Raw genomic sequence first — 19,277 nt, 5'->3', positions numbered from 1 at the left:
AAAAATGAAAAAAACTATTTTAGCATTTTCATTAATTGGTGCATTATATGCTGATACTTTGCTTGATACTCAAGTAATTAGCGATAGTGGATTTAGCGATAGCTTAGCTGATGTTAGCTCAAATTTATTTGTCATAAATAAAGAAGAGTTAAATAAAAAGAATTATCACGATTTAGGAGAAATTTTATCTTATCTTCCTAGTGTTTCTTTAAATCCTGTAGGTATAGGCAGTGCAATTGATATTAGAGGTCAAGGAAGTAGAGCTAATGCAAGGGTAAAAATCTTGTTTGATGGAGTTAGTCAAAACGCATTAGATACATCACATCTTGGAATTCCTTTTAATACAATAAGCGTAAATGATATTGAGCAAATTGAAGTTATTTCTGGAGGAGGAAGTGTAGTTTATGGAAATGGCACTAGTGGTGGTGTTGTCAATGTAATTACAAAATCAAGCTTAAAAAAAGATTATGCAAATCTTACTCTTGGGTTTGGTTCTTTTTCTCATAAAAGTATAGGAGCAAGTGCTGGTGCAAATATAAATGATAAAATATATTCTCATTTTGGAATTAATTATGTAGATGAAAAAGGATATCAAAGAGCAGATTTAAATAAACTTTTAAATACTGATATTGGGTTTAAATTTAAACTAACAGACTATCAAAATTTAGATATCAATGCAAATTATATGCATAATGAATATAGAAATAGTCAAGCTTTAACCGAGCAAGAAATTGAACAAGATAGAAGATATGAAGGAATAATTTGTACTCAATATGAAATTTCAAGATTTGGCTTTATTTGCAAAAATCAAATTCTAGCAAGTCAAGATTCAACGAAAACTAGCAGTAGAAAGAACTATAATCTAAAATATAGCAATGAAATTAATGAAAATATTTTAACAGAATTTATGGCTTATTTGCAAGATAATAACTATGAAGATAAACAATTTTTTGATAGAAAAATAGGGGCTAATGCTAAAGCAAAACTAAACTATGATTTTTCAAATACAATATTAGGATATGAATATTTATATGCAAAAGGCAAAAGAGCTTCTACAACAACAAATATAGTTAAAAAAGATACTCATTCTATTTATGCAATAGAACAATTAGATTTTAATCCGTTTGGAATTGATATTGGTGCAAGACTTGAAAATTCTAAATATAATATAAATAGAAGTGGTGGAATAGCTACAATAAACGATTCAAAAAACACAAACAACTATGGTGCAAATATTGTTTTATCTCATAAATTTATGGATACAAATAGTGTGTATTTTAAATTTGAACGCGGGTTTAATTCCCCATCTCCTTATGAATTAACCGATAAAGCTGATGGAAAAAACTATTCTATTAATAATTTAAAATCAGAAGATTATTTAAATTATGAATTAGGATTAAAAGGTTTAGTATTTGACCAATATGCAAGTATAAGTTTATTTTATACCCTAACAAACAATGAAATAAATGTAAATATGAGCCATTATCCTGTTGTTAAATGGACTTATGAAAATATTGCTAAAACAAAAAGATATGGAGTTGAAATAAGCTTAAATCAAAGCTTACTTGATGATAGATTAAACCTGTTTGAAACCTTTTCATATATTGATGCTAAAGTAGTTAAAGACAATTTAAACAAATACAAAGAAGGGCAAAAAATACCAAATGTATCACCTTACAAAATCAGCCTAGGAGCAAATTATAAAATAACTGACAAGTTAAGCGTAAATGCTGATTATAGGTTTTATTCTAAAACAAATTGGGATTATTTAAACAACAATAAACAATTAGAAAAGAAAGCTTATTCTTTAGTTGATGTTGGACTAAATTATGACTTTACCAAAAATATAAGTTTAAGTTTAGAAGCAAAAAATATCTTTAATACAAAATACAATCTAAACTGCAGTGGCCAAACTTGCCAAGTTGCACCTACAAGCACTTATTATATGCAAGTAAAAGCGAGATTTTAAACAATGAAAAAATCATTATTTCTAGCTTTAATTAGTATTGTATGTATGTTATTATCGCTTGGAATTAGTTCACCTCAATCTAATTTCGGCTTTCAAGCATTATATAGACTAATAAGCTTAAATAATGATTTAAATGATTTAGATATTTTGTATCAAATATTTATAGAATTAAAAGCACCTAGAATACTATTAGCATTTATAGTTGGTGCTTTATTATCTAGTAGTGGAGCAGTTATTCAAGGATGTTTTTTAAATCCACTAGCTGATCCTTATATAATAGGAATAGCATCGGCTGCTACATTTGGTAGTTTAATTGCATTTATGTTTAATTTAAGTGAGATTTATTTTGGACTTTTTGCATTTTTATCTTGCATACTTTTTACATTTTTTATATTTTCTATTTATAAAAAAAATCAAAATATGGCAACTTTATTAATTTTAGGAATAGCCACTTCAACACTATTAGCATCTATAACATCTTTTTTTATATATTTAATAGGAGAAGATAGTTTTAAAATAAGTGCTTGGCTAATGGGATACTTAGGTAATGCAAATTGGAATATAGTAATAATTGTATATATTGCAAGCATAATATGTATTTTGTATTTTTATATTAAAAGATATGAACTTGATTTGTTATTATGTGGAGATGAAGAAGCTAATTCTTTAGGGCTTAATGCAAGTAAAAGCAAAAAACTATTTTTAATAATTTCATGTATTGCAGTTGCTTTTTCTGTAGCTTTTTGTGGGCTTATAGCATTTATTGGTTTAATTATCCCTCACACATTAAGAATGTATTTTAAAACTTCATCTAATAAAATAATAATTCCATATTCAATATTTATAGGGGGAATTTTTTTATTATTTTGTGATAACTTAGCATTTAATATATTATATCCCATAGAAATTCCTGTAGGCATTATTACTTCATTTTTTGGAGTTCCTTTATTTATATATTTAGCTTTAAGGAAAAACTATGCTTGAAATTAAAAATTTTTCATTCTCATATCAAGACAAAATAATTTTTAGTAATTTAAATATAAATTTTAGTTCATCAAATTTTATAGGTTTAATGGGTAAAAATGGTTGTGGTAAAAGCACTTTAATTAAATGTATAATCAATTTGCTTTCGTATAAAGGCGAAATTAGTTTTAAAAATAAAAATCTAAAACTATTAAATCATAAAGATTTAAGTAATTTAATCTCTTATGTTCCACAAAAATCAAATCAATTTATGCCTATTAGCGTGAGTGATTTTATAATGATGGGCTTATTTAGTAAAAACAATTCATTTTATATACAAAATGATTACAAAAAACTTGATGAAATAATGGAATTTTTAAATATACAAAACTATAAAAATAATCTTACTAATAATTTAAGTGGTGGAGAATTTGCAAAAGTAATGTTAGCAAGAGCTTTAATAAAAAAACCAAAAATTTTATTATTAGATGAAATTTGTGCTCCACTTGATATTAATTACTCTATATTTTTAATGCAATTATTAAAAGATTTAGCAAAGGATGGTTTGCTTATATTAATGGTAATACATGATTTATTCACAAGTATTAGATTTTGTGATGAGATAGCTTTTGTTAAAGATAAAAATATTTTATTTTACGACAAAACAAGAATAGTTTTTAATAAAGAAAACATTAAAAATATTTTTGAATTTGATTGTGATATTTATGAAAATAAAAATAATTTAAATGTTATATTTTAGGAGAAAAAATGAAAAAAATTTTATTAAGTTTATTAATTTTAGTTAATTTAAATGCAAATAAATTAGTTGTCTTAGAACCTAGTGCTGTAGAAATATTATATGAGCTAGATAGTTTTAATAATATTTTAGCTATAGCTAACACCACCACTTCTACCATTTATCCAGAAGATAAAACAAAACAATTACCAAGCGTAGGAACATACACAAGACCAAACATTGAAAAAATAATAGAATTAAAACCTGATATTGTAATAACAAGTCAACATTCATTAGGATTAGAAAAATTAAAAGAATTTAATATAAAAATTTTAGATTTTAAAGCTAATTCTTTCAAAGAGCTAAAAAACAATATTGCTAAATTAGGAGAAATTACAAACAAAAAAGATAAAGCACAAGAAATCATCAAAGAATTTGAATTAGGAATTAAAGAATTTCATAATCTTGCAAAAGATAAAACAGCTATGTTTATTTTCTCATCAAACCCTATAATGTTATTTTGTGATAACAATTTAGCAAATGATGTTATTAAAGCTTTTGGTATGAAAAATATATGTGATTTAAAAGAACAAACGCCAATAGTAAATAAAGAATATATAATAAGCAAAAATCCTGATTATATTTTTTATTTTAATGACGGAGATTTAAAAATTATAAGCAATTTTTTAAAACATACTAAAGCATTCAAAAACAATAATCTAATAAAAACAAATTCTTCATCAATGCTTAGGGCAAGTCCGAGAATTATTATAAATATGAAAGAATTGTCAAAGGAATTATAATGAGATTTTTTATAATTTCTTTGATAATAAATATTGTCGCACTAACGATACCACTTAGCACTGAAGAAATTATAATTGATAATAAAAAAATTAATATTGAAATAATTGAAACAAAAAAAGAAGATTTTTTAAATAATCAAAAAATCATTCAAGAAGAGATTTTCAACCAACAAAATAATTTATCAGAGCAAGTTATAAAAAAAGAAATAAATATAAAAAATACAAATTTAAAAGCAAATAAAAAAGTAAAAATTAAAAAAGAAGCAAAACAAGATACTAAAAGCACAAGCAATACAGCAAATGAAAACAAAGAAGAAACTAAAGAAAATCTTATTACTAACAATCAGATTAATATGGTTAAAGAATATCCTAAAAATACAAATTCACAATTTTGCAAAAGTAATATAATTTTTAATGAACTTGATAATTCTTATCCTAAAAAAGCAAAAATGTTAAAACTTGAAAGGATAAGTAAAGTTAGCGTTAGATTTAGCATTTCAAACAACGGGATAAATATTTTAAGCATTACTGGAAATGGCTTCTTTGCAAATCATACAAAAAAACTAATTTTAGATATGAAATACAAAATACTAGATAAGCAAGCTTTAGGTTGTGTATTTTTAAAAAATATAGAATATAGGATGAATTAATGGTTGTTTTATATCTTAGCAAAAATAATAGCAGTAAAAAAATAGCCTTAGAAATCGCTAAACTTTTAAATATTGATTGCTTTAATTTAGAGCATTATAAAGGCATTGATAAGCATAGGTATATTTTCTTAGTATTTTGGTTAGAAAAAGGCAATATCACAAGCAATATGCCAAAAATACAAAATAAGATTTTAGGCATAATTTTTACTTGTGGAGCAGATAAAAACAGCGAATATATAAAAAATAAAAAAGAAATGTTTTTTAATATTTTTAATAAAAATAATCAAGTGCTAGGCATACAAGCAGTAAATGGAGCTATTAGTGATGAATATATAAATAATGCAAAAAAATTAGCTAAAGAAAACCCTAATTATATTATTACAAAAGAAAAGGAGAAATTATGGAAAAATAGCAAAAAACATCCCGATGAAAACGATTTAAAAATAACAAAAAACTTTACAATTTATATTAAGGAAAAAATCATGAAATTACAACAAGCAAAAGAACATATGAATAAAGACCATAAAGATTCTTTATTTAGACTAGTAAAGCATCATACAAATAAAGATGCTCAAAATGTGGAGTTAATAGATATAACTTATAGCGGAATGGATATTTTGTATGATGGAGAAATTTTACATTTAGATTATAAAACTAAGGCTAGTGAAGATACACTTCATTATAGTGTAATAGAACTAGTTAGCGAAACAAAAATAAATTCTAATAATTTAGATGAAGAAATAAAAAATTTTAAACATTCTTTTAAAAGTGTAAATATTGCTAGTGTTAGCAAAAATAATCAAGTTATTTGCTCTTATGCTCCAATAATTTTTAAAAATGATGAAATGTTTATTTTCATAAGCGAAGTTGCTGAACATTTTTCAAGTATTAAAAACAACTCTAACAATATAGAAATAATGTTTTTAGAAGACGAGAGTAAAGCTAAAACAATATTTGCAAGAAAAAGGCTCAAATATCAAGTAAATGCAAAAATAGTTGATGATAGAAGAGAAGAATTATTTGAAGTTTTAAAAGAAAAATATGGAAATGAGGTAAATATTTTTAGCAAAATGCTAGATTTTCATTTTATACAATTAAGTATAAAATCAGGTAGATTTGTAAAAGGCTTTGGTGCTGCTTTTGATATAGATTCTAATAATAAAGCTGCTGAAGTTAGATTAAATATGCCGCATAAATTACATAATAATGCAAATTGAAATTCTATGTTTGATTATTTTTTATAATCAAACATAATTTAAGTTATATTTAATTTATATAAATTATCATCACGACTTGCTTAGGCAAAATTATTTTTTTAAGGAGATGTCATGGCTAGACACATTACGGGGGGGGGTATTTAAGCTCTCATTAGTTGCGAGTGCATTAATTCTTAGCACTAGCTTAAACGCTTTAGAGTTAAACAAAGCTACTCACGCAGAAGCTGAGAAAGACTACTACAAAATTACAAGTGATATTGCTGAAAATATTACTATTAAAAACTACGGAAAAGCAACTTTTCAAGAAGATATAGGTCTTAAAACAATTACAGGTGATATTGTAAATAATGGAGCGTTTTTATTAGACCATGAAGGTGGTGGCGTTCATAAAGAACACATTTTAAAAGGTAGTTTTACAAATAATAAAAGCCTAGTTGATTTTAATCGTGCTTTAATTGACCCAGAATTTACAGAAGAGAAAGTAGGTTTTTTTAAAAAACTTTTAAATACCAATAAAAACTACAAAATCAATGGTTTGATTGATGGAATTCAAATAGATCTTGCAGAAGGTAAAAAAATTACAAACAATAGTGGTTTGCATGTATCAAATATAGAAATTAAATCTGTAGGAACTACAATTGAGAATAATGATTTATTTGTTTTAGATGAAGGTGCTATTGAAAGTAGCAGTGGTGTAGCTATTAGTGGCAATGGAGATGTAATTTTACTTGAAGCTGATGTAAATGGTAGCGTAAGTGCTAAAGATTTATATGTAATGGGAACACCAGTTGGAAATGATAAACCATACATAGCAAGAGAGCCTAGTATCCAACATGGCGAACAAACAAGTGATTTATATGGTGGAGATATAACAAGCTCTAATTTAGTTAAATTTGAAACAGCTGTAATCGGTGGTAAAGTTACAGCAAATACTAAAGCAAGTGCAAATAATTCATTCTATGGCTTTAACACAACTTTTCAAGGTGCTATTGATAATCAAAACGGCAAAGCTAGATTTATCCTTTCGGACATTAAAAAGGGAGTTAAGAGTAAAGGCGATATAGAAATTTATGGAACAAAAATAAATGGTAATGTAGAAACTGATGGAAAATTCATAAGTGGAGCTCATCAAAAAGAATTAGCGAATAAGCATTTCTCAACTCTTTTAAATAGCGAAAAAATAGCAAGTGCTGAAGATATGAAGAGACTTGATGAGATAATGAATAATGAAGAAAAGTTCTTACCACTGATTAAAGCAGCAACTTCAAATTCTCATGATATTGATAGCACTACATTTTATAAAGATGCTTTAAAATATGTAGATAGTGAAGAGATGGAAACTGGAGATTTGATAGCTAATGGTGGTATTGATACAACTGGTTTTGAAATTAGTGGAGATGGGGTTGTAAAAGTTACTAAAGGCGATATAAATACTATTGTTAGTAGTTTTGAAAATACAGGCGGTGTTTATATTACAGAAGGTAATTTAAATGCTAATAACTCAAGTTTTACAAGTAATGTAAATATTGCTAAGGGCGATTTAAAAGCTTTAGGGAATTTGTTAGAAGAAAAAAGAGATGAAAGTGGCGAAAGAGTAAAAGATAAAAACGGCAATCAAGAGTATAATCCTGCATTTTCTTATATTGACAATGATGATGCAATTAATACAATGTCAAGATTTGCAAATATCAATGTAAATGATGGAAATATAAGCCTAACAAATACTTATGCAGAAAATATCATAGCAAACGATAAAGCTACAAGTTCTAAAACAATTACTCTTAAAAATGCAGTTATAAATAAGCTTACACACGGAACAAATCTAAAAGACGCAGAGTTTAATGTAAATGCTAATAAAGCTTTATTTAGAGAAAGCGTTACAAACTACGGCTCAATCAATGCTGTTAGTTCATCATTTGATAAAGATGTTAAGGCTAGAAATCTAAGCTTAAGTGGTATCGTTGAAGATGTAGAAAGGCTAGATAAAGAAGCTAGAGTGTATCACGGAGAGATTAGCTATGACGCTAATATCGCAGCTTCAAATAATCTAAGCTTAACAGGTATAGAGAGTGCTTATAAATTAGATAAGAGTGCTAATACAACTCTTTTACAAGCAAAAGATATAAATATCAATAGTTCAGCTATCAAAGCTCAAGTTATAGGTAATGCTGATATTAGTGATGATTTAACTACTGGTGTATTGGCAAATCAAGTTAGTGCTGCGAATTTTTATAAAGACCCTATCTCAAAAGGTTCAAGCATTAATTTAAATAACGCTATTGTATTTGGCGATATGAAAGCTGATAAATTAAATGTGAATAATTCTAAGATTACAGGTAGAATTTTAGCAAATGATTTAAATGCAAGTAATAATACATTTATTATGGGTGGCACAAACAATACATTCTTAGGCACAATGATTGCAAGAAATAGCACAAGTGGTAAGGCAAATGAAATAGGATTACTTGGTTTAAGTGTAAATAATGGCAAAGCTGATGCAACTAATCTAGCAAATCTTCCACTAGCTTTATTAAAGATTGGAAATGGAAATGCAACAGCAGAAGACTTCGTTACAAAAATCGGAGTTTATGATGGTCTAAGTGTATATTCATTAGATAAGAAAAATATATTAAGCGGGACATTAAAGCAAGGAGATGAGGATTATATTTATTATTCAGTTGTAGCAAATCCTGTTAATGCGGCTGCAAGTAGGGCTGATGCTAGTAAGACAAGTGATAATTTTAGTGCTGATAGCAAAAGTGGTGCTGATAAGAGTATCTTAGATAATGCAAGCTCAAGCGTAGGTGCAATTGCTCAAAAAGCAAATGAAGTTGCAAAAGGAACTGCAAGTGATGAGGTAATGGCAAATGCTAATAAAGTTGCAAATGATACAAGCAAGATTGTAGCAAGTGAAACTAGCCTTGATAAAGCAATTGAAGAAGCACAAAAAGATATTAAAAACGCTGCAATTGAAGAAGCTATTAAAGTAGGGTCTAACATTAATGGTAATGAGATTGAACTTACTTTAAAAGGTGCTAATACTAAGGCTTTAACAGATGCAAAAAATATGCTAAATCAGACTTATTATTCTTATGTTAGTGAATGGAACAATCTAAACAAAAGAATGGGTGAACTAAGAAATAATGATGGCAAAAATGCTGGAATTTGGATTAGAAGTTTTGGTGGTGAAGTCAAGATTGATAGTGCTAAAATAAAATACTATGAAGTGCAATTTGGTGCAGATAAGCAAACTAGCACAAATTATGGCGAATTATATTCAGGTGTAATGGCAAATATAGGTCAAAGCACAAGTAATTCAAGTAATTCTAAGGTGAAAAATCACGGCATTGGTGCTTATGTTAGCTTAGTTGGTAATGATGGCTTATTTATTGATGCAACTGCAAGATATACTCATCATAAATCAACATTTAAAGATAATGTTTGGTTAGGCGATTTAAAAGATAGTGGAAGTGGATTTTTAGGTAGCGTTGAGGCTGGATATAGAATGGGAAGTGATTTTTATCTTGAGCCTAGTGCTGAATTAATCCTTGGCTATGTTCCTATGGCTAGTTTAAAGGGTAATGATAAAGTTACTTTAAAAAGCGAAGGTAAATTTATGGGAGCAGCAAAAGTTGCTTTAAGTGCTGGTGCAAATATTAATGATACTTTTGGTTTAAGAGCTAGTGTTGGCGGGGCGTTTGATTTAAATAATACTCCTACTATAACTTTAAGCGATGGCACAACTATAAGAGTTGAAAAAGGCTTTAAAGATAGTCGTGGATTTGCAAGTGTAGGAGCTAATTTTAACTTAGGTAAAAATACTAAGTTTAGTTTAGACGCTGAAAAATCATTTAGTGGAAAATATAATACAAACTACAATATAAACGGAACTTTAAGATATTCGTTTTAAAAAATAGCCCTAGAAATAGGGCTTATTTTGATAATTTATTTTCTATATATTCATCTACACTTTTTTTGAATTTTATTGGTTCACCAATAAAAGGAACAGGTGCAGAAGAACCAGCACCATTTATAAATATTGTGCCAAAATTAAAAATCCTACCAAGAATTCCTTGACCAACTCTGATACTTTCTATTTTTTCTAATCTTAGCTCTATTGTATCTCTTCTAATAAAGCCAAATTTAGCTATAACTTTTCTATTTGTTAAAGCAAGTTCTGTTGTTGTAATGATAACGAACATACGAAGTAAAAGAAAGATGATAAATATAGCAATAAAAGGATGAATAGCAATACTTAAAATTGCTAAAATTAAAATAGCAAATAAATCACCTATAAAAGCAAAAATACTAACTTTGGCTTTTAAAACAACGCTTTCATCTGCACCTAAAACTTGTTCTACATAAGACATAAAAACTCCTTTTAAAAAATTAAAAAAAGTATTATACCCCCCCCCATTTTTAATTCTAGCTTAAATGATAAATATATTTTGCGTTTAAATTTATAAAGAATTTGAATTAATAATTTTAATATTTTTAAAAGTTTTATAATAACTTGAATTTAGGTTTTTATAAGTATATTTTATTGTTGCTTTTAGTAATGTGTTTTTAAAATATTTGTAGTTATTATTGAGTTAGAAAATATTTATACAAAAATTAATTTGACTTATTAAAAAACTTGGGAAAATTGATTTATCTTAAGCGAAATTAAATGGCGCGGCGGACGGGGCTCGAACCCGCGACCTCCGGCGTGACAGGCCGATATTCTAACCAGCTGAACTACCGCCGCAACCGAATTTAATGAATGGTGGTCGCTATAAGACTCGAACTTATGACATCCACCTTGTAAGGGTGGCGCTCTACCAACTGAGCTAAGCGACCATGGCGACCCTTGAAAGATTTGAACTCTCGTTTCCAAACGGAGAGAATGGCGTCCTGAGCCACTAGACGAAAGGGTCTCAAACCTGGATCAAAAAAATGGTGTCCTGTGCTGGATTCGAACCAGCGGCCCCCTCATTAAAAGTGAGATGCTCTACCTGCTGAGCTAACAAGACTTAAAATAAAAATAAGTTTGGATTATACATTTTAAAACTTAAATTAAAATTAATATTAAAACAATTTATAATATTTATACTAAATCTCTTGAAAATAAAGAAGATTTGAATAATAAAGTTCATAAAAATATTGCAAAAATTTTAATTAATAAGTTAAATAAATATACTTTCAAGATTTTATAACAAAAATATACTTAATTAAATTCTTTTATAAATAGTAATATGATTTGAATTTTATAAATTCTTATAATCAATTCCATCAAAATAAGCTAAAGCACTACCCCAAGTAAATCCGCCGCCAAATGCGTCTAAAAGCATTAATTTGCCATTTGTTAAACGACCTTGTTCGTAAGCTTCATTGATAGCTATTGGAATTGACGCAGCTGAAGTATTACCAAATTTATCAACACATACAACACATTGCTCATCGCTTAAGCCAAGTTTTTCTTGAACATAAGAGATAATTCTAAGATTTGCTTGATGTGGTATAAATAAATCTATATCACTTGTTTTAAGTTTGTTTTTATCTAATAAATACGACACATCATCTGATAATGTTTTAACAGCTACCTTAAATACTTCATTGCCTTTCATTTCAAGTTTAATAGGCTCTAATTGTTTTGTTTGATTTGAACGCTTAGTGCATAATAAATCTTTAAATTCTCCATCGCTTCCTGTATGAATATCTATAATTCCTTTACCTTCACTTGCACTTACAACGCAAGCTCCAGCGCCATCTCCAAATAAAACACAAGTAGTTCTATCTGTATAATCAAGAACAGAAGATATTTTTTCAGCTCCTATTATTAATACATTTTTTTTAGCACCACTTTCAACCATAGAACGAGCAAGCTCAAGCATATAAATAAATCCCGAACAAGCAGCACTTATATCAAATGCACTTACACCTTTTAATCCAAGTTTATTTGCTACAACTACTGCAGTTGATGGCATAGTAAAATAATCAGGACTTAATGTAGCTACTATTATTAAATCTATCTCATTAGTTTGAATTTTAGCTCTTTGTATAGCTTTTATAGCTGCTTTATATGCTAAATCGCTAGTATTTTCAGTTTCACTAGCAATATATCTTTGCTTAATTCCTGTTCTTTTTAATATCCATTCATCACTTGTATCTAAAAAACTTTCAAAATCTTTATTTGTTAGTGTTTTTTCTGGTAAATACGAAGCAATACTTTTAATGCAAGCTTTTAATTTCATCTTCAATCACTTTATTTACATTTGAATTAGCAAATTTTAAAGCTTGAAAAATTGCATTTTTTATAGCTTCTTCATTGCTTTTTCCGTGGCTAATGATAGCACATCCATCAATTCCTAATAATGGAGCTCCACCATATTGGTCGTAGTCTAAATGCTGTTTTAAAGCATTAAATGCACCTTTGCTAAGCATATAACCAAGTTTTGACAATGATGATTTTTTAATCTCATTTTTTAACAACTTAGCAAAAATGCCTACAGCACCTTCTGCAGTTTTTAATAATATATTTCCAGTAAATCCATCGCAAACTACCACATCACATTCTCCAGCAAATATATGTCCGCCTTCAACATTGCCTATAAAATTGCTTAAATGTTCTCTTAATAATTTATGTGTGTCTTTTGTAAGTTTGTTTCCTTTGCAATCTTCTTCTCCGTTTGAAAGTAGTGCAATTTTAGGATTTTTTATATTCATTACTTCTTTTGCATAAGCTTCGCCCATTATTGCAAATTGTAATAAATTTTCTTCTTCGCAATCAACATTAGCACCTACATCTAATACCAAAACCCTGCCGTTAAAAGTAGGCATTAAAGTTGCGATAGCAGGTCTTAAAACACCTTTTACTCTACCTATTCTAAGGGTTGCAAGGCTCATTGTAGCACCACTATGCCCAGCCGAAACAACTGCATTTGCTTCGTGGTTTCTTACTAATTCAACTGCTTTATAAATACTGCTGTCTTTGCGTTTTAAAACATCTGTAGAATTTTCATCCATATCAAAAACATCGGTGGTATGAACAAATTCAACTCTATTTGATAATTCTGATGGAATTTGACTTTTTATTTTTTCTTCATCCCCAACTAGAATAACGCTAAAATTATCTTTTTCTTTTAACGCTTTTATAACTCCACTAATTATTGGGGGGAAAGAAAAATCTCCACCCATAGCATCAACAGCAACTTTTATCATAGGTATTAATATTCGCCAGTTGTTGGATTAATTCTATGAGGTAATTTCCAACTACCATCTTTATCTTTAATTGGTCTTACTAGCTCAATTTTGTAATGAGTGCGTCTTTTTGCTGCTCTTGTTTTACTAACTCTTCTCTTTGGAACTGCCATGTTATTCTCCTTATTTACATTTTTGACAATAAAAATAATCGCTTAAATATAAAGCTAATTCGCTTTTTAATACTTCAATTAAGTCTATTTCACCATCATAAAATTCCATAGTGTCGCTTAATTCGTTTTCTTCATCTTTAAATACACCATCGCTCAAATCTAAATTAATTTTTTCATTAATTTCAATCTCAATTTCAGCAGCACAACTATCACAATAATGAATTACATTGCCTACTAAAATTGCGTCTAGCGTAACTATTTTATTATCTTTTCTCTTTAAAAAGCCTTCTAATATTAAATTATCAAAATCTAACTTAAAAGGGTATTTTACCGAATTAATTTTACTAAAAGCAATTTTCATTTTAATTTATTTCAAGTTTATTAAAGAAAAACTCTATTTCTATTTTAGCATTTTCTAAACTATCACTACCATGCACTGCGTTTGCGTCAATACTTTCAGCAAAATCAGCTCTTATTGTTCCCTTAGCTGCTTCTTTTGGATTAGTTGCTCCCATTAATTCACGATTTTTAGCAACTGCATTTTCGCCTTCTAACACAGATACTACAACAGGACCACTAGTCATAAATTCAACTAAATCTTTATAAAATGGTCTTTCTTTATGAACTGCGTAAAATTCTCCTGCTTGTTCTTTTGTTAAATAAAGCTTTTTAATAGCTGCAATTCTTAAGCCATTTGCTTCAAAACGACTTAAAATTTGACCTATAACACCTTTCTTAACAGCGTCAGGTTTAATGATTGATAAAGTTCTTTGCATTAAATCTCCTTAAAATAAAAGCTCATATTATACAAAAATAAATTAATTTAAGCTTTAAAAATTAAGTTCTTTTAATAAAGTTTTTGCATCTACTAATCCTATTATTTGTTTTAGCACTTCGCCTTTATCGTTTAAAACAAGTAAAACTGGTGGTCCAAAAACCTTATAAGTCTCTGCCATTTCTTGTTCAAATTGGTTTGGGTTAGTTAAATCTATTTTGATTAAATTGTAATTTTTCAACTCATTTATAACTTCTTTATCTTTAAAAGTAGTATTTTGCATAACTTTGCAGTTCTCACACCAGCTAGCTGTAAAATATACAATATTTTTTGAACTTAGATTTAATTTTTCTTTTGCTTGTGTGAATTCTAAATTCTGTTGAGAAATATTATTACTTGGATTAAAAGTTTTGTTTAATAATATAAAACTATAAGCTAATATTAAAACTAAAATAATTTTAAAAAATAAAAAGAATTTATTTTTAGTATTTTCAAATAAGCCAAAAAATACTACAAAACTAATACCAAGTAAGGCATATAAGACATTTGTAATATTCTCATTTATTATTCTTTCTAAGAAAAATATTGCTATTCCTAATAAAATAAATCCAAAAAATTTATTAACATATTGCATCCAAGAACCAGTTATAAATTTAAAACCAAAACCAATTGCTATTAGTGGAATTCCCATACCTATACTCATAAAAAATAATGAAAAAGCTCCAAGCAATACATCATTGCTATTTGCTACATAAATTAAAATTCCAGCAAGTGGTGCAGCTACACAAGGTCCTACTATTAAAGCACTTAAGACCCCCATTAAAAATACCCCGATAATTCCACTATATTTTGAGCTTTTTTTATTTACGCTATTTACAATGAAGTTAGGCATTTTTAGTTCAAATAAGCCAAACATTGATAATGATAAAATTACAAAAATTAAAGAAAATAGAATGATTACAATTGGATTTTGAAAAAATACTTGAACCCCACTTCCTACTAAAGCTGCTATTATTCCTGCTATTGTATAGCTAATAGCCATTCCTAATACATAAATAATGCTTGAAATTATTGGATTTTTACCACTACTTTTTGCCAAAATACTAGATATTATAGGTATCATTGGTAGGGTGCAAGGTGTTAAAGATAATAGTATTCCTGATACAAAAAAAGTTAAAATATTTATTAAAAATGAAGAATTTAAAAGCTTGCTTTCATATTCGTTTTGTGTAGATTGTTTTTCTTTTTTTAGTTTTAAAGCTTCTTTGTTATCGTATTCTAAAACCAATTTATCATTTTGATAATTAAAAGACGCTACAAGTGGTTGATAACATAATCCTTCAGTAGAACAACCTAAATAAAAAATTTTAATATTGTCATTATTTTTTAATGTAAAATTTGGGAAATCAAATTCTAAAGTATTGTAAAAGACTTCAACATTATCCTTTAATACCGCATTGCTTAAGTCAAATTTATTTGTGATATTTTCGTTGTTTAATAAGACTTTTATTTCGTTTTTATATAAATAAATATCAGGATTTAGATTAAGTTTTATAAAATTTGCTTGAGAGTTATTTTCAAGTTGGAATTTAAATGCTTCATTTGGTGGTAGTGGATTTGCAATTGCTAATACGCAAAATATTAAAATATTTATAATAAATTTCATTGTTTTTTCCTTGTTTTTTTATATTGTATAAGAGTAAAACATATGATTGTAAAAATAATAAATAATGTGCTAAAAATAATTAGTATTTTTTCTTTATCGTTATAACTTGCCTTTATTTTTTTAAAGTTTTTAATTTTATCTAAATCAATAGTGCAACCATAATATACATTTAAATTTTTATCTTTTTTGATATAAGTTATTATATGTCTTATTGAGTAGTTAGTCCAAAAAATATTAGCTTTTGTATATCCTTCATCTTTTATTTTTGCTAGCAGTTCTTTTATATAAAATTTATTATTTGTGTCTTTTTCTAAAAAAATATTTTGATGCTCATAGTCCTTAGAATAATGAGCTATATAAAATCCTAACTCATTAAAAGCATAGGCTTTTTCTTGATAATTATCAAAATTAATCGTATTAATTTCTTTTTTGATTAGATTAATTTTTTCTTTATAATTTAAAGAATTTGGAAGATTTTTTGCATAATTATCTATTTTATCTACTATTGCTTTTGCTTGTTTTGCGATGATATTTTTAGTGCCTTCATTGTCTTTTAGTTGATAGTTTTTATCAAGTGTAATATAAACATCTATGCTATTTAATATTACGCTAATACAGGCTAATAATGAAAATAATATAATAGTTTTTTTACCCATCAATACTTACCCTATTTAAAATTGCACTACTTAAAGAGTGAATATCAATATCTTGAATTTTAATACCATTTGGAACGCCTTGAGCGATTTTGCTTACTTTTACATTGTAGTGTTTAAAATAATCTTCTAAATAAAAGCACACCGTATCCGTGCTAACGCTTGGTGTGTAGGCTAAAACTAGTTCTATTGTATTGTATTTGCAAATCATTTTTTCTAATTTTTTTAAATAGTATTCATTGGTTTTTGAAAGTATAAAATATCTACCTTCATATACTTTACATTCATCTATAAAAAATACATCTTTTGGGCTTTCTACTAAGCAAATTGTATTATCTAATTCATCATTTATGCAATAATCACAAAGTTCATTTTCACTTAAGCAACCACAAATAGAACATTCTTTTATATTTTTTTTAGCATTCTCTAAAGAATTCATTAGTTCTTCTAATAAATTTTTATTTTCATAACACAAATAATAAGCCATTTTTAAAGAAGTTTTTTTGCCAATTCCTTGAATTTTTCCTATGCTTTTGCATAAATTATCAAAATGTATCACAATATAATCCTAAAGTTATGATAGCCATCATCGTAAAAATATTTAAGCTCAAATCCTTGAGTATCACAAATATATTTTATTAAATAAAGTCCTAATCCAAATCCACTTTGCTCTGCATTACCCCTTGCAAATGGTTTAAAATACTCTTCTGTATTAAAGTCTTTTTCTTCTCCTATGTTTTTTACATTAATATAGTCTTTTTGAAATTCAATTATACACTTATGGTTGCTTGAGTATTTAATAGCATTATCTAATAGATTTTTAATTAATATTATAAACAAAGCTCCATCTACTATTATTGTTCTATCTTCGTTCATTTTTACATCAATAATTTGTAAATTATCTAAATATAAAGCACTGATTGATTGCTCTAATAAATATGAATACGAATATTCTTTTAAGACTACTTCATGGTTTTTAGATAATATTTCTTCTACTTGCTTAAATTCATTTACTAAAGCATTCATACCTTTAAATACACTTATTAAGATTTTTTTATTTTTTTCGCTTTCTGGCATAGTTGCTGCAAACATTCCTTTAGCAATAGGTGTTTTTAACTCGTGCATAATTGCTCTTAAAAAAAATCTTCTTGCCAATACCAATTCATTATTTTTTTTAGTAGCTTTATTAAATTCTTTAGTTAATAATCCTATTTCATCATTTTTATAATAAGAAAAATTGCTATTTTTTCCGTTTGATAAATCTCTAATATGTCTTGTAAGACCTTTTAATGGTTGAATTAAATTATAACAATATATTAAAGAAGCGAAAAACATCATAATAATTAATGATATTAATAATTTAATTAAACCATCATTTATATTATTATTGTGGGTGTTTTCATAAACTTTTAATGAATTATTTTTTTGATTTATGAGTTTTAAATAATATTTGTCTTTATAAACAATTCCTTGAATTAGTCCAAAATTAGTTTTATGGTCTATTGGCTTATCATTGCTTGTGCAAAGCTCACGCATAAAACGCTTGTCTGTGATTTCTTGAAAATCAATATCTTGTAAGTATTTATCAATTTCTACACCAGCACCACTAGCATACAATTTATTAATAGCTAATATTGCAAAATAAAGCCTACTTATACTTTCAGCTCTTAAAGCCTTATTGGAGTATTGAGTTATTTGTATAATAGCTGTAATAGTAAGTATAATGCTAATAGCAAAAACTGCTATTAGCTTACTAAGAATAGAGTGTAACAGCATTAGCCAAGAAGCTTATAACCAATACCACGAACAGAGAATATATGTTTAGGGTCTTTTGAACTATCGCCTATCTTACTTCTTAATCTTCCTATAATTACATCTAAGCTTTTGCTATCTTTTTCTCTTAATGACCTACAGCTATTAGCTAGCTCATCTCTTGATACTGAATAGCTATGTCTTTTCACTAGATAACTTAATATATCATATTCAGCCGGTGTTAAGCTTAGTGGTTTTTTATCATAGTAAATTTCATGTTTTTCATGCTCAACTTTGAATAATGTGCTTACTTCTTCTTCAGGTGGTAGTAAGCTTTTTTTGTATCTTCTAACAAGTGATGATACCCTTGCTTGCAATTCAGTTGGCTCATAAGGTTTTGGTAAATAATCATCAGCCCCTAATCCAAGTCCTAAAACCTTATCACTTGTATCCCCTCTAGCACTTGAAATGATAATAGGAATATCATACTTCTTGCGAATTTCCTTGCATACTTCTAATCCATCCATTCCAGGTAGAGTTAAGTCTAAAATTAGACAATCATAATTACTAAAGTTAGCAGTTAAACCTTCAGCAGGAGTGCTGTAATTTGTAACTTTTATGTTAAACCTTGCTAAAAACTCTGTAATCAACTCAGCGAATTCCACTTCGTCTTCAATCATAATTACATTAATCATTTTTTCACCTTTATTTATTAAAGTCTTTCCATTCTAACAATAATTA

General features: G+C 27.3%; 18 protein-coding genes and 4 tRNA genes. 7 read left to right on the top strand and 15 right to left on the bottom strand.

Annotated elements, in window-relative coordinates; translation table 11 throughout:
• Positions 1-4: 4 nt before the first annotated feature.
• From AVBRAN_RS08875 to AVBRAN_RS08845, 7 genes are all read left to right on the top strand, one after another.
• A complete protein-coding gene (locus tag AVBRAN_RS08875) occupies positions 5-1,969 on the top strand; it encodes a TonB-dependent receptor (RefSeq protein WP_239803071.1) in 1,965 nt (654 codons plus the stop codon).
• 3 nt (positions 1,970-1,972) lie between these two features.
• Positions 1,973-2,953 carry an iron ABC transporter permease gene (locus AVBRAN_RS08870; RefSeq protein WP_214150175.1) on the top strand — a complete coding sequence of 327 codons (981 nt, stop codon included), beginning with the start codon at positions 1,973-1,975 and terminating at the stop codon, positions 2,951-2,953.
• Positions 2,946-3,692, top strand: a complete 747-nt coding sequence (locus AVBRAN_RS08865; protein WP_239803070.1) for an ABC transporter ATP-binding protein — start codon at positions 2,946-2,948, stop codon at positions 3,690-3,692. The genes AVBRAN_RS08870 and AVBRAN_RS08865 overlap by 8 nt, the downstream gene beginning before the upstream one ends.
• Before the next feature lie 8 nt (positions 3,693-3,700).
• Positions 3,701-4,471 carry an ABC transporter substrate-binding protein gene (locus tag AVBRAN_RS08860; RefSeq protein ID WP_239803069.1) on the top strand — a complete coding sequence of 257 codons (771 nt, stop codon included), beginning with the start codon at positions 3,701-3,703 and terminating at the stop codon, positions 4,469-4,471.
• Complete coding sequence (locus tag AVBRAN_RS08855; protein WP_239803068.1) at positions 4,471-5,121, top strand: energy transducer TonB; 651 nt, start codon at positions 4,471-4,473, stop codon at positions 5,119-5,121. Before AVBRAN_RS08860 ends, AVBRAN_RS08855 begins: the two co-directional genes overlap by 1 nt.
• A complete protein-coding gene (locus AVBRAN_RS08850; protein ID WP_239803067.1) occupies positions 5,121-6,338 on the top strand; it encodes a flavodoxin family protein in 1,218 nt (405 codons plus the stop codon). The genes AVBRAN_RS08855 and AVBRAN_RS08850 overlap by 1 nt, the downstream gene beginning before the upstream one ends.
• Before the next feature lie 106 nt (positions 6,339-6,444).
• Positions 6,445-10,248, top strand: a complete 3,804-nt coding sequence (locus AVBRAN_RS08845) for an autotransporter outer membrane beta-barrel domain-containing protein (RefSeq protein WP_239803066.1) — start codon at positions 6,445-6,447, stop codon at positions 10,246-10,248.
• A gap of 22 nt (positions 10,249-10,270) precedes the next feature.
• On the opposite strand, the gene AVBRAN_RS08840 is transcribed toward AVBRAN_RS08845, so the two are convergent.
• The 15 genes from AVBRAN_RS08840 to AVBRAN_RS08770 form a co-directional block, all read right to left on the bottom strand.
• Complete coding sequence (locus AVBRAN_RS08840) at positions 10,271-10,708, bottom strand: PH domain-containing protein (protein WP_214120264.1); 438 nt, start codon at positions 10,706-10,708, stop codon at positions 10,271-10,273.
• 300 nt (positions 10,709-11,008) lie between these two features.
• Positions 11,009-11,085 (bottom strand) — tRNA-Asp (locus AVBRAN_RS08835).
• Between the two features lie 16 nt (positions 11,086-11,101).
• Positions 11,102-11,177, bottom strand: a tRNA-Val gene (locus AVBRAN_RS08830).
• A gap of 1 nt (position 11,178) precedes the next feature.
• Positions 11,179-11,254: transfer RNA gene (locus tag AVBRAN_RS08825), tRNA-Glu, on the bottom strand.
• Between the two features lie 20 nt (positions 11,255-11,274).
• Positions 11,275-11,350, bottom strand: a tRNA-Lys gene (locus AVBRAN_RS08820).
• A gap of 234 nt (positions 11,351-11,584) precedes the next feature.
• Entirely contained in the window at positions 11,585-12,571 is a 987-nt protein-coding gene (locus AVBRAN_RS08815; RefSeq protein ID WP_239803065.1) for a beta-ketoacyl-ACP synthase III, read from the bottom strand.
• Positions 12,549-13,538 carry a phosphate acyltransferase PlsX gene (plsX, locus tag AVBRAN_RS08810; RefSeq protein ID WP_239803064.1) on the bottom strand — a complete coding sequence of 330 codons (990 nt, stop codon included), beginning with the start codon at positions 13,536-13,538 and terminating at the stop codon, positions 12,549-12,551. Before plsX ends, AVBRAN_RS08815 begins: the two co-directional genes overlap by 23 nt.
• Positions 13,539-13,543: 5 nt before the next feature.
• Positions 13,544-13,690 (bottom strand): 50S ribosomal protein L32, encoded by a 147-nt coding sequence (gene rpmF / locus AVBRAN_RS08805; RefSeq protein WP_214116941.1) that lies wholly within the window; start codon positions 13,688-13,690, stop codon positions 13,544-13,546.
• 10 nt (positions 13,691-13,700) lie between these two features.
• Positions 13,701-14,051: a hypothetical protein gene (locus AVBRAN_RS08800; RefSeq protein WP_214116939.1), complete on the bottom strand. Its 351-nt coding sequence runs from the start codon at positions 14,049-14,051 to the stop codon at positions 13,701-13,703.
• Between the two features lies 1 nt (position 14,052).
• The gene (gene ndk / locus AVBRAN_RS08795; RefSeq protein WP_214116937.1) at positions 14,053-14,466 is read right to left on the bottom strand and encodes a nucleoside-diphosphate kinase; all 414 of its coding nucleotides are present in this window, start codon (positions 14,464-14,466) and stop codon (positions 14,053-14,055) included.
• A 54-nt stretch (positions 14,467-14,520) separates the two neighbouring features.
• Positions 14,521-16,131 carry a protein-disulfide reductase DsbD gene (gene dsbD, locus AVBRAN_RS08790; protein ID WP_239803063.1) on the bottom strand — a complete coding sequence of 537 codons (1,611 nt, stop codon included), beginning with the start codon at positions 16,129-16,131 and terminating at the stop codon, positions 14,521-14,523.
• The gene (locus AVBRAN_RS08785; RefSeq protein ID WP_239803062.1) at positions 16,128-16,787 is read right to left on the bottom strand and encodes a hypothetical protein; all 660 of its coding nucleotides are present in this window, start codon (positions 16,785-16,787) and stop codon (positions 16,128-16,130) included. The genes dsbD and AVBRAN_RS08785 overlap by 4 nt, the downstream gene beginning before the upstream one ends.
• A complete protein-coding gene (locus AVBRAN_RS08780; protein WP_214120267.1) occupies positions 16,780-17,343 on the bottom strand; it encodes a recombination protein RecR in 564 nt (187 codons plus the stop codon). Before AVBRAN_RS08780 ends, AVBRAN_RS08785 begins: the two co-directional genes overlap by 8 nt.
• Complete coding sequence (locus tag AVBRAN_RS08775) at positions 17,340-18,560, bottom strand: ArsS family sensor histidine kinase (protein ID WP_214116929.1); 1,221 nt, start codon at positions 18,558-18,560, stop codon at positions 17,340-17,342. Before AVBRAN_RS08775 ends, AVBRAN_RS08780 begins: the two co-directional genes overlap by 4 nt.
• A complete protein-coding gene (locus AVBRAN_RS08770; RefSeq protein WP_214116928.1) occupies positions 18,560-19,231 on the bottom strand; it encodes a response regulator transcription factor in 672 nt (223 codons plus the stop codon). Before AVBRAN_RS08770 ends, AVBRAN_RS08775 begins: the two co-directional genes overlap by 1 nt.
• Between the last annotated feature and the right edge of the window lie 46 nt (positions 19,232-19,277).

This window comes from Campylobacter sp. RM12651, assembly GCF_022369475.1.
In the GTDB taxonomy this organism is placed as follows: Bacteria; Campylobacterota; Campylobacteria; order Campylobacterales; family Campylobacteraceae; genus Campylobacter_E.
This window is presented reverse-complemented; position numbering and strand designations above follow the sequence as displayed.

Coding starts and splice junctions, on each gene's coding strand:
- AVBRAN_RS08870 (WP_214150175.1), top strand. CDS start 1,973: ATGAAAAAATCATTATTTCTAGCTTTAATTAGTATTGTATGTATGTTA.
- AVBRAN_RS08855 (WP_239803068.1), top strand. CDS start 4,471: ATGAGATTTTTTATAATTTCTTTGATAATAAATATTGTCGCACTAACG.
- plsX (WP_239803064.1), bottom strand. CDS start 13,538: ATGATAAAAGTTGCTGTTGATGCTATGGGTGGAGATTTTTCTTTCCCC.
- AVBRAN_RS08850 (WP_239803067.1), top strand. CDS start 5,121: ATGGTTGTTTTATATCTTAGCAAAAATAATAGCAGTAAAAAAATAGCC.
- AVBRAN_RS08845 (WP_239803066.1), top strand. CDS start 6,445: ATGTCATGGCTAGACACATTACGGGGGGGGGTATTTAAGCTCTCATTA.
- AVBRAN_RS08770 (WP_214116928.1), bottom strand. CDS start 19,231: ATGATTAATGTAATTATGATTGAAGACGAAGTGGAATTCGCTGAGTTG.
- AVBRAN_RS08785 (WP_239803062.1), bottom strand. CDS start 16,787: ATGGGTAAAAAAACTATTATATTATTTTCATTATTAGCCTGTATTAGC.
- AVBRAN_RS08815 (WP_239803065.1), bottom strand. CDS start 12,571: ATGAAATTAAAAGCTTGCATTAAAAGTATTGCTTCGTATTTACCAGAA.
- AVBRAN_RS08840 (WP_214120264.1), bottom strand. CDS start 10,708: ATGTCTTATGTAGAACAAGTTTTAGGTGCAGATGAAAGCGTTGTTTTA.
- rpmF (WP_214116941.1), bottom strand. CDS start 13,690: ATGGCAGTTCCAAAGAGAAGAGTTAGTAAAACAAGAGCAGCAAAAAGA.
- AVBRAN_RS08800 (WP_214116939.1), bottom strand. CDS start 14,051: ATGAAAATTGCTTTTAGTAAAATTAATTCGGTAAAATACCCTTTTAAG.
- AVBRAN_RS08860 (WP_239803069.1), top strand. CDS start 3,701: ATGAAAAAAATTTTATTAAGTTTATTAATTTTAGTTAATTTAAATGCA.
- AVBRAN_RS08865 (WP_239803070.1), top strand. CDS start 2,946: ATGCTTGAAATTAAAAATTTTTCATTCTCATATCAAGACAAAATAATT.
- ndk (WP_214116937.1), bottom strand. CDS start 14,466: ATGCAAAGAACTTTATCAATCATTAAACCTGACGCTGTTAAGAAAGGT.
- AVBRAN_RS08775 (WP_214116929.1), bottom strand. CDS start 18,560: ATGCTGTTACACTCTATTCTTAGTAAGCTAATAGCAGTTTTTGCTATT.
- AVBRAN_RS08875 (WP_239803071.1), top strand. CDS start 5: ATGAAAAAAACTATTTTAGCATTTTCATTAATTGGTGCATTATATGCT.
- dsbD (WP_239803063.1), bottom strand. CDS start 16,131: ATGAAATTTATTATAAATATTTTAATATTTTGCGTATTAGCAATTGCA.